Annotated in this window: 9 protein-coding genes; 6 read left to right on the forward strand and 3 right to left on the reverse strand. The window is 69.2% G+C overall.

Going from position 1 to position 10,681, the window contains the following annotated elements; all coding sequences use genetic code 11:
- The first annotated feature begins 18 nt into the window (after positions 1-18).
- Positions 19-1,389, forward strand: coding sequence for a UDP-N-acetylglucosamine 1-carboxyvinyltransferase (gene murA, locus QT381_RS11910; RefSeq protein ID WP_289249194.1), 1,371 nt, complete (start codon positions 19-21; stop codon positions 1,387-1,389).
- 128 nt (positions 1,390-1,517) lie between these two features.
- A complete protein-coding gene (locus tag QT381_RS11915) occupies positions 1,518-2,213 on the forward strand; it encodes a lysophospholipid acyltransferase family protein (RefSeq protein ID WP_353889775.1) in 696 nt (231 codons plus the stop codon).
- A 185-nt stretch (positions 2,214-2,398) separates the two neighbouring features.
- Here QT381_RS11915 and QT381_RS11920 read toward each other — a convergent pair whose 3' ends face one another.
- The 3 genes from QT381_RS11920 to QT381_RS11930 form a co-directional block, all read right to left on the reverse strand.
- Complete coding sequence (locus QT381_RS11920) at positions 2,399-3,421, reverse strand: FtsX-like permease family protein (protein ID WP_289249196.1); 1,023 nt, start codon at positions 3,419-3,421, stop codon at positions 2,399-2,401.
- A 62-nt stretch (positions 3,422-3,483) separates the two neighbouring features.
- Complete coding sequence (locus QT381_RS11925; RefSeq protein ID WP_289249197.1) at positions 3,484-4,116, reverse strand: ABC transporter ATP-binding protein; 633 nt, start codon at positions 4,114-4,116, stop codon at positions 3,484-3,486.
- Positions 4,113-5,243 carry a peptidoglycan-binding domain-containing protein gene (locus QT381_RS11930; RefSeq protein ID WP_289249198.1) on the reverse strand — a complete coding sequence of 377 codons (1,131 nt, stop codon included), beginning with the start codon at positions 5,241-5,243 and terminating at the stop codon, positions 4,113-4,115. Before QT381_RS11930 ends, QT381_RS11925 begins: the two co-directional genes overlap by 4 nt.
- Before the next feature lie 632 nt (positions 5,244-5,875).
- On the opposite strand from QT381_RS11930, the gene QT381_RS11935 reads away from it, so the two are divergent.
- From QT381_RS11935 to QT381_RS11950, 4 genes are all read left to right on the forward strand, one after another.
- Positions 5,876-6,268 (forward strand): hypothetical protein, encoded by a 393-nt coding sequence (locus tag QT381_RS11935; protein ID WP_289249199.1) that lies wholly within the window; start codon positions 5,876-5,878, stop codon positions 6,266-6,268.
- Between the two features lie 144 nt (positions 6,269-6,412).
- Positions 6,413-7,432 carry an NAD(P)H-dependent glycerol-3-phosphate dehydrogenase gene (locus tag QT381_RS11940; RefSeq protein WP_289249200.1) on the forward strand — a complete coding sequence of 340 codons (1,020 nt, stop codon included), beginning with the start codon at positions 6,413-6,415 and terminating at the stop codon, positions 7,430-7,432.
- A 60-nt stretch (positions 7,433-7,492) separates the two neighbouring features.
- On the forward strand, positions 7,493-8,890 hold the full coding sequence (locus QT381_RS11945; protein ID WP_289249201.1) for a bifunctional cytidylyltransferase/SDR family oxidoreductase: 1,398 nt from the start codon (positions 7,493-7,495) through the stop codon (positions 8,888-8,890).
- A complete protein-coding gene (locus QT381_RS11950) occupies positions 8,887-10,179 on the forward strand; it encodes a UDP-galactopyranose/dTDP-fucopyranose mutase family protein (protein ID WP_289249202.1) in 1,293 nt (430 codons plus the stop codon). The genes QT381_RS11945 and QT381_RS11950 overlap by 4 nt, the downstream gene beginning before the upstream one ends.
- The last annotated feature ends 502 nt before the right edge of the window (positions 10,180-10,681 follow it).

Here is a 10,681-nt window from a genome sequence, read left to right on the forward strand (position 1 = left end):
AACAGCAAGAAGGATCCCATGGCTGCTCCACTCGTCACCGACGCTCACCGGGCCGGACAGCGGGTCGGACTGACGTTCGACAAGCTCGTCATCGACGGAGGTAAGCCGCTGCGCGGCCGCGTCGACGTGCGCGGGGCGAAGAACCTCGCCACCAAGGCGATGGTCGCGGCGCTGCTCGCCGACACCCCGTCCACCCTGCTCGACGTGCCCGACATCAGCGACGTCAAGGTCGTCACCGGCATGCTCGAGGCCTACGGCGTCTCGGTGGCGAGCCCGGAGCCGGGCACGCTCATCCTCGATCCGGCGAACGTCGAGCGGGCCCACTTCGCCCAGATCGACGCTCTCGCGGGCTCGAGCCGCATCCCGATCCTGTTCTGCGGGCCGCTGCTGCACCGGCTCGGCGAGGCGCTCATCCCCGACCTCGGCGGCTGCCGCATCGGCGACCGCCCGATCGACTTCCACATGGATGCGCTGCGCGCGTTCGGCGCGATCGTCGACAAGAGCTACGAGGGCTTCCGCCTCACGGCCCCGAACGGGCTCAAGGGCGCGTTCATCGACCTGCCGTACCCGAGCGTCGGCGCGACCGAGCAGGTGCTGCTCACGGCCGTGCTCGCCGAGGGCGTCACCGAGCTGAAGAACGCGGCCATCGAGCCGGAGATCATGGACCTCGTCGCGATCCTCCAGAAGATGGGCGCCATCATCTGGATGGAGCCGAACCGCACGATCTTCATCGAGGGCGTCGAGAAGCTGCACGGCTACACGCACCGGGCGCTCTTCGACCGCAACGAGGCCGCGAGCTGGGCGAGCGCCGCGCTCGCGACCCGGGGCGACATCTTCGTCGCGGGCGCGAAGCAGCAGGAGCTCATGACGTTCCTCAACGTGTTCCGCAAGGCCGGCGGCGCGTTCGACGTGCGCGAGGACGGCATCCGGTTCTGGCATCCGGGCGGCGCCCTGAAGCCCGTGCAGGTCGAGACGGATGTGCATCCCGGCTTCATGACGGACTGGCAGCAGCCGCTCATCATCGCCCTCACGCAGGCCGAGGGCGTGTCGGTCGTGCACGAGACGGTGTACGAGAACCGGTTCGGGTTCACGAGCGCGCTCGTGGACATGGGCGCCGACATCGTCGTGCACAAGGACGGCCTCGAGTCGATCACGCGGCGCGTGCCGCGTCGTCCGCTCGAGCAGGCCGCGGTCATCACCGGCCCGACGCCGCTGCACGGAGCGGATGTCGTCGTGCCCGACCTGCGCGGCGGCTTCAGCTACCTCATCGCGGCGCTCGCGGCGCGCGGGCGCTCGACGATCTCGAACGTCGGCATCATCAGCCGCGGCTACGAGCACTTCGGCGAGAAGCTGGAGGCCCTCGGCGCCGATTTCACCGTCGAGAGCTGATGGCGCGGCGCGGCGTGCGAGCGCAGCGAGCCCGCGCGTCGACGCCCGAGCCTCGGCGCGGGTCGGACCGAGGTCGCGCCCGGCGTGCTCGGCGCGCTGAGACGAACGCGGCCTGGTACACGCTCGCGGTGCTGCTCGTGCCGACGCTGCGGGTGCTCATGCGCCAGGAGGTCGCGGGGGCGGCGAACGTGCCGGCCGGGGGCGCGTTCGTGCTCGCGCCCAACCACACCACGAACCTCGACCCGGTCACGATGGGCCTCGCGCTGTGGGACATCGGCCGGCCGCCGCACTTCCTCGCGAAGGAGTCGCTGTTCCGGGTGCCCGTGCTCGGCGCGCTGATGCGCGCCACGAGCCAGGTGCCGGTCGCGCGCGCCGGGGGCGGTCGGGGCCCCGACCCCGTGCGGGCCGCGCGCGAGATCGCCCGGCGCGGCGGGTCCGTCATCGTGTACCCCGAGGGCTCGCTCACGAGGGATCCGGCGCTCTGGCCGATGCGCGGCAAGACCGGTGCGGTGCGCATCGCTCTCGAGGCCGGCATCCCCCTCGTCCCGGCGGTGCACTGGGGCGACCAGGAGATCCTGCCGACGTACGGCCGGCCGAGGCTCTGGCCGCCGCGGCGCCGGGTGCGCATCGTGTTCGGCGATCCCGTGGACCTGTCGCCGTGGCGCGACGGCCCGGTCGACCAGGCCGCGCTCCGCGCCGGGACCGACCTGCTCATGGCCTCGATCGCGGCCTTGCTGGCGGGGCTGCGCGGCGAGGCCGCACCGGTCGAGCGCTGGGACCCCGCCGCGCACGGCCAGAGCGAGATCGGCCGCATCGACCCCTGACCCGCCGCCCGGCCCCGCCCCGGCCCCGTAGCGCACGGCTCGACACCCGTGTGAGGACGTTCTGCGCGTGTGAGGACGGCCCGGGCCGTCCTCACACGCGCAGAACGTCCTCACACGTCGGCGGGCACACGCGCTCCGATCGCCGCGGCCTAGACGTCGCCTTCTCGGTCAGCGCGACTCGGTGGTCACGGTGTTCGCAGAACGGTGACCGGGTCCCTCAGTGCGGCTGCTGCGGCAGGAAACAGCGCTGCGGTCGGGGCGACGATCGCCGCGAGTGCCCCGGTTGCAAGAACGAAGGGCAGAGGCGGGAATGCTCCGCTCGGCAGCAGGAGGACGACTCCCGTAATGCAACCGAGAATTGAGCCACCAGTGGCGCTGCTCGCAGTGCGTATCAGGATGAACGCCACAAGCGTGTTGCGCGGCATGCCGAGAGCACGCCGGCGCCCGAGGTCTGTGCGGCGCACGAGCGTGTCGGCGAAGACGACGATTGCCACGAGCAACGACCCGGCCGCGAGAATGAGCAGCAAAAGCGCGTGACCGAGACCACCCAGGTCAGCACCGAGGGACGCCTGCAACTCTGCGAGCGTGCTCGGGACAGTGAATGCCAATTCATTGCTTTCGACAGGCGCGATGACCGATCGCACATCGTTGGCGGCCGCCTGCACGTCGGCGGAAGATCGGGCCACGAGGTAGAGTTGCGGGGTCGACGACACGGGGTTGGCAGGGGCGACGATACCCGTATCCAGATCACCGAAGGGCGCTCGCGCCACGTAAAACCCGACGACCGCCCAAATGTTGGTGCCTGCGGTGACGATGCCCACAGGCGCATCGAGCCCGGCGGCCCTAGCCGCTGTGGCGGAGATGATTGCCTCGCCCTGACCGGGCAAGCGACCGCGCGTCAGGGCGACAGCATCCGTAATCGTGCCCCGCATCTCCCAGACGGGAATTCTGGTTCCACCCGCCCCTTGGGCGCCGGTTTCCGCATCGACTGGAAGTGAGAGGGCAAACGTCCTTTCGACGGTACTGAAGCCGTCAAGTATCGTGATAGTGCCGGACTGGATGAGGTTGTCGCCCGAGACATCTTGCACGTTGATCAAGCGGGCGCCGGCAGAGTCGAGGCGAGACTCCAGCTGTGCTTCCGCAGCTGTAGCGCGTCCCACCGTGAGGATCGTGGTTGCGCACGCCGCGGCGACGAGCAGCGCGATCATGACGGTGGGCGTCCTTCGCCGCCACGCAGCAACCACTGATTCGCGTATCAGTTCACTCGGTCTCATAGCGCGAGAACCTCGTCCACGTGCTCGAGGACGAATGGATCGTGGGTCGCGATGATCACGCTCGCGTTCCGGCTCGCCTCACGCAACACGGAGATCACTCCCTCGGCCGAGACTCTGTCAAGGTTTCCTGTCGGTTCGTCGGCGAGCAGCATCGCGGGTTCGTTGATCAGGGCCCGGCATAGCGCGACTCGCTGCGCCTGTCCACCCGAGATCTGTCCCGGACGCTGATCGATGCGATGTTCAACACCCATCCGATTCAGCAGTACGCGCGCAGGTGATATCGCGTCACGACGGGTCCGGCCAGCGTAGAGTGCCGGCTCGATCACGGATTCGAGAAGTGTCCGCGTCGGATCCAACGCGGAGTCTTGGAAGACGAATCCGATCCGACGGGCGCGAAGATCGCTCTTATGGGCGTCTGAGAGGCCACGTGTGTCGACGCCGTCGACGATCACAGTGCCGCCCGAAGGGCTCAGCATCAGCCCCAGCACGTAGAGGAGCGTGCTTTTGCCACGACCAGATGCCCCTGTGACCGCGGTGAGCAGTCCCGGTTGGAACGTGTAGGTAAGGCCGTTGAAGAGCTCGTCGGAGTCCGGCCGGTAACGAAACGCGAGGTCAGCGACTCGGATCACGGCGGGCTGACCGATGGACTCGGCGCGACGGGTGCGAGTTGAGTAGTGGCCCCCTCCGGCAGAACGACCTTTTCACCCGCCTTCACCCCGTCCACCACAGCGATCCCGCCTTGCGACGCACGGACCGTTATTGACTTCTTCTCTCCGGACGCAAGGAGAACGTAGGCGGATCCGGCCGAGTCGGTGCGGATCCCCGCTGCCGCGACGGCGGGGCCCGATACGGATGGGGCGATCACCGCTTCGCCGCGCAGCGTGAACTTCTCGTCGTTGGGCAAGTCCGAGCAGCGGTCACCGCACACTGCGCCGCCGTCGGCGCCCGATAGCTGAATGGTGACGTTCTGGTTGTCATCGAGTGACGTGTTGCGGGCCACAGCGGTCCACGTGTCGCCCTCGTAGTGCACTAGGAATGGAGCATCGGTAGGGATCTGCGCGAATCGATCCGGCGAGAGCGTAGTGTAAAACGATCGATCGCCGGTAGCGCCGAGCACCCCGTCCTCCCCTCCCGAGAGAAGCGCACCTAGGCGGATGGCCGAACCGAGTCTGAGTGGCACGGGAAGGGTCGGCAGGGCCACGAGCTGGCCAAGATGCACCACTCCGTCCACTGGTTGGCCGCTCGCGCGTTGCATCGCTTTCACGGCGTCACGGGTGTGAGTGCCAAACTTCGCGTCGTCTGCGCCGTCGAAGTAGTCGAGCCGCTTGAGTGCTCGTTGCAGGATCGCGACGTCCTCGCCCTGGGATCCAATCGACAGGTCTCGGAAGAACGGCGCCCGCCCTCGCACCACGACGACTGGCACCCCTGCGACGGCGTACGCTGCGTTCCCCTCAGCCAGCTGCCGCTCCGACGCCACCATGGTCACGACGCCGGCCAGCAAGTTGGTGGTCTCCGGAACAACGGGCTGCGACATCGTGACGCCGACCGACAATGTCCGCCCGATCGTCGCGTTCGAGACCGTCACCACCGTGCGCGACGGCACCGGTGGACCGCTCTGCGGCGGCGCGAGTGCTATCAGGCATGCCCACCACGTCGCGGCGATGGCCACGACGACCACAAGCGCCCACGCGACCCAGAAACGCGGACGCGGCATCGCGACGCGTGCTCGATCCTGCCTCAGCCCCCAGGGCGCCATCCAAAGAGCATAATCCAGGGCCGAATTGGAGTTGCACGACACGCGCAGTGGGCTATCATCAACTTAGCCGGGCCGACTCGGGTCCTGTTACGACCAAGAGTTCGGACCGTATATGGAGCGCATGACTTTCGTTCTCGCTGGGGCGACGCTCGCCCTCGGCCCCGTTGCAGCGGTGGCCGGTCCGGCAATGGCGGCGACCTATTCAGGTTCGAAGACGTGTCCGTTGGGGAACCAGGTATACATCTCTACCTCACTGGACCCGCTCGCGGGCGCCGCCAGCGGTAGCCAGACCGCCCACGTGCACGCGACAACCGGCGGGAACTTCACCACCAACTTTACTGGCCTTGGAACGAAGACGAGTTGGTCGCATGGCTATCGAACGTCCAGCTACTCGGGGACGCCGGCGTACGCCTTCTATTCGACAGTGGTAGGTTGCGCGAGCACAGGTGTCTAGCCCGTCGTGCAGCAAGGCAGTCCTTGCACTGTTCGCCGCTGCAACCATGCTCGCTGGGTGCACAGCCACATCAGCCGAACTCGGGGCCGAGGACACACCGGCCCCAGTCCCAACGATGCCCGCCTACGCGCTTCGACCCAGTCGATCTCAACTCATCGCGGAGGCGACTGGGAATTGCATGACCGACAAAGGGTGGAATGTGTCGGTCGGCAGCGATGCTGGCGTTTCTAACGTCGACCCTATCCCTGACGCCGAAATGCAGTCCTACCAAGATGACTACAACGATTGCCTCGCCGAATCGGGCGGAAATGAGGCGACGGCGCCCACGGACCTGACCGACGCGGTCTTGAAACGGGCTTGGGAGCGCGAGCAGCAGAGCTGGGACTGCCTGCACACAGCGGGACTCACGGTGGCGGAGGTGCCATCCCTCACGTCATACGAGCAGACTGCCCGTTCGGGCAAGTTTTATTCGACATGGGCGTTGCTTACTTCGAATAACGAGGAATCGCCATCGGACCTCGAGCATCTCGCAAAACTGTGCCCCGATCCGATGCAATGGTTCGGAACCTGACCGCGCGGGCGTTCCCACCCTCGATGCCCGTGTGAGGACGTTCTGCGCGTGTGAGGACGGCCCGGGCCGTCCTCACACGCGCAGAACGTCCTCACACGGGCATACGGGAGGGGCGGGCGGCGGGGGGTGCGTCAGAATGGACGGATGACCGACGCACCGAAGCCCGCGCGTCGCGTCGCGGTGCTCGGCGCCGGGTCGTGGGGCACGACGTTCGCCAAGATCCTCGCGGATGCGGGGGCATCCGTCTCCGTCTGGGCGCGGCGTCCCGAGGTGGCGCGCGAGATCTCCGAGTCGAAGCGCAACAGCGACTACCTGCCCGGCATCAACCTGCCGCGCTCGATCTGGGCGTCCGAGAGGCTGCCCGAGGTGCTCGACGGCGCCGAGCAGGTGTACCTGTCGGTGCCGAGCCAGTCGCTGCGCGGCAACCTCGCGATCGTGCGCGAGCTCATCCCCGCCGACTCGCTCGTCGTCTCCCTCATGAAGGGCGTCGAGAAGGGCACGCGGTTCCGGATGAGCGAGGTGATCCTGCAGGAGCTGCGGTGCGATCCGTCGCGGGTCGCCGTCGCATCCGGTCCGAACCTCGCGCTGGAGATTGCGCAGGAGCAGCCCACCGCCGCCGTCATCTCGAGTGAGAGCCGCGACACGGCGCGCACCGTCGGCATGACCGTCACGAACCGCTACTTCCGCGCGTTCGTGAACACGGATGTCGTCGGCACCGAGTTCGGCGGTGTGCTGAAGAACCTCATCGCCGTCGCGATCGGCATCGTCGACGGCGTCGGCTACGGCGAGAACACGAAGGCCTCGATCCTCACCCGCGGTCTCGCGGAGATGACCGACTTCGCGGTCGCGTTCGGCGGCCGGCCCGAGACGCTCGCCGGCCTCGCGGGGCTCGGCGACCTCATCGCGACGAGCGAGTCGAAGCTCAGCCGCAACAACACCGCGGGCCGCCTGCTCGGCCAGGGCTACACGTTCTCCGAGGTCGTCAAGCAGATGAGCCAGACGGCGGAGGGCCTGTCGAGCGTCGCGCCGATCCTCGAGCTCGCGCTCGCGAAGGGCGTCGAGATGCCGATCGTCTCGCAGGTCGCGGAGGTGCTCGCGGGCACCCTCGACCCGCGCGACATCGCCCCGCACCTGACGACAGACCCCGTGCCGCAGGGCGAGTAACGGCCCGGGCGGATAGGATCGGGCGGGCCGTTTCCGGCCCACGTCGACCGCAGGAGCACCATGCCGACCACCGCCGATCGCCTGAGAACCGTCGTCGTCATCCTCGCGGGCGGCGTCGGCGTGCGGGCCGGTCTCGGCATGCCCAAGCAGCTCGCCCGGATCGCGGGCAAGCCGATCATCGAGCACACCCTCGAGGCGGTCGCGTCGAGCCCCGACGTCGACGAGATCATCGTCATGATGGAGCCCAACCACCTCGACGTCGCCCAGGCGTACATCGATGCCGGACGCTGGCCCAAGCTCACGGGAGTCTTCCCGGGCGGCGCCTCGCGCAACGACACGACGAAGCTCGCGCTCGAGCGATTGCCCGCCGAGGACGTGAAGGTGCTGTTCCACGACGCGGTGCGCCCGTTCATCGACCACCGCATCCTCCGCGACTGCGTCGTGGCGCTCGACACGTTCGGCGCGGTCGACGTGGCGATCCCGAGCGCGGACACGATCATCACCGTCGGCGGACCAGACGCGCACATCGTCGACGTGCCGCCGCGTGCCCAGCTCCGTCGCGGTCAGACGCCGCAGGGCTTTCTCACGAGCGTCATCCGCGGCGCGTACGCGAAGGCCGATCTCGATCCCGGCTTCCAGGCCACCGACGACTGCACGGTCGTGCTGCGCTACACCCCCGACGTGCCGATCGCGGTCGTCGAGGGCAGCGACGAGAACATGAAGGTCACGACGCCGATCGACCTGTTCATCGCCGACAAGCTGTTCCAGCTGACCACCGCCGAGGCAGCGGATGCCGACCCGGCCGAGCGCGCCGACCGGCTCGCCGACAAGACGATCGTCGTGCTCGGCGGCAGCGAGGGCATCGGCGCGTCGATCGTCGAGGCGGCCGAGCGCTTCGGCGCCGTCGTGTTCCCGTTCAGCCGCTCGCTCACCGGCACGCACGTGGAGAACCGCGCCGATGTGGCCGCCGCGCTCAAGGAGGCGTACGCGCAGGCGGGCCGCATCGACTACGTCGTCAACTGCGCCGGCATCCTCGAGATCGGGTCGCTCGCCGACGCGGAGCAGGCCGCCATCGAGAAGAGCGTCGCGATCAACCTGCTCGGCCCGATCAACATCGCCCAGGAGGCGCTGCCGTACCTGACCGAGACCCGCGGTCAGCTGCTGCTGTTCACGTCGAGCTCGTACACGCGGGGACGGGCGCTCTACGGCGTGTACTCGGCGACGAAGGCCGCGACCGTGAACCTCACTCAGTCGCTCGCCGAGGAGTGGTCGGAGCTCGGCGTGCGGGTCAACGTCATCAACCCGGAGCGCACCAAGACGCCCATGCGCGTGAACGCGTTCGGCGACGAGCCGGAGGGCTCGCTGCTCACCGCGGAGGCGGTGGCGCTCGCGGCGCTCGACACCCTCGTGCGCGACCTCACCGGCCAGGTCGTCGACGTGCGCCGGCACGCCCGATGACCGATCTCGTCGTCGTCGGCGCGGGCCTCTTCGGCCTCACCGTCGCCGAGCGCGCCGCCGAGCGCTTCGGGCTGCGGGTGCTCGTCATCGACCGCCGCGAGCACATCGGCGGCAACGCGTACAGCGAGGTCGACCCGGCGACGGGCATCGAGGTGCACCGCTACGGCGCCCACCTGTTCCACACCTCCAACGAACGCGTCTGGGACTTCGTCACCCGCTTCACGGCGTTCACGCCGTACGAGCACCGGGTCTACACGACGCACCGCGGCGAGGTGTTCCCGCTGCCGATCAACCTGGGCACGATCAACCAGTTCTTCCGGTCCGCGCACTCGCCGGCATCCGCTCGCGCGCTCGTCGCGGCGCAGGCGGCCGAGGGCGCTGCGGGTGCTGCAGGCGTTGTGAGCGTGCCGGGTGCTGTGGGGGCGCCGGGCGCCGCGGGTGTGCCGGGGGCGCCGGGCGCCGCGGGCGTGCCGGGGGCGCCGGGCGCCGCGGGCGTGCCGGGGGCGCCGGGCGCCGCGGACTCGCTCGAGGCGAAGGCGATCGCGTCGATCGGACGTCCGCTCTACGAGGCGTTCATCCGGGACTACACGGCGAAGCAGTGGCAGACGGATGCCGCGCTGCTGCCCGGCAGCGTCATCGGCCGGCTGCCGGTGCGCTTCTCCTACGACAACCGGTACTTCTCCGACACGCACCAGGGTCTCCCGGTCGACGGCTACACGGCCTGGCTGGAGCGGATGGCCGACCATCCGCGCATCGAGGTGCGGCTCGGCGAGGACTTCTTCGGATCGGGCCCCGCGGCGCGCTCCGCGGTCGTCGGCCGGGTGCCGGTGGTCTACACCGGACCCGTCGACGAGTACTTCGGCTGGGAGCTCGGCGAGCTGGGCTGGCGCACCCTCGACTTCGAGCGCGAGACGCTCCCGGTGGGCGACTTCCAGGGCACCTCGGTGATGAACTACGCGGATGCGGACGTGCCGTACACCCGCATCGTCGAGTTCAAGCACTTCCACCCCGAGCGCGCGGCATCCGTCGCCGGCGACGCGACGATCATCGCGCGGGAGTTCTCGCGGTTCGCGCGGCGCGGCGACGAGCCGTACTACCCGGTCAACACGCCGGAGGACCGCGCGCGGCTGCTCGAATACCGCGCGCGCGCGTCGGCCGAGCCGGACGTGTGGTTCGGCGGGCGCCTCGGCACCTACCAGTACCTCGACATGCACATGGCGATCGGCTCGGCGCTCACCCTCGTCGACGGCCAGCTCGCGGCACGGTTCGGCTCGGCGGCCGGCGCCTGACCGCCCCGCCCCGCCCCGCCCCGTCCTGCCGCCCCGCCCCGCCCCGCCCCGCTCCGCTCCGCCCTGCCCGCCTCCCGGCCGGGCTCGCCGACAACGGATTTCACGGAGATCCGCGCGTTTCCGCCCGTGGATGCTTCTTCCCATGTGACGAAGGGGCCGAATCTCCGTGAGATCCGTTGTTCGGGGTGGGCGGGGAGCGCGCCCGGACCGGCCCGCTTGCCCGCCCTGCCCGCCTCCCGGCCGGGCTCGCCGACAACGGATTTCACGGAGATCCGCGCGTTTCCGCCCGTGGATGCTTCTTCCCATGTGACGAGGGGGCCGAATCTCCGTGAGATTCGTTGTTCGGGGTGGGCGGGGAGCGCGCCCGGAGCCGCGAGGGGGCGCAACCCGATATCGGTAGGCTCGTGCGGGTGCCGGAGCAGGGGGTGAGTGCGCGATGAGCGAGCGCGTGATCGCCGTTCTCGTGACGTACAACCGCCCCGCGCTGTTCGCCGAGGCGCTC

It is taken from the genome of Galbitalea sp. SE-J8 (assembly GCF_030345695.1).
In the GTDB taxonomy this organism is placed as follows: Bacteria; Actinomycetota; Actinomycetes; order Actinomycetales; family Microbacteriaceae; genus JAUASV01.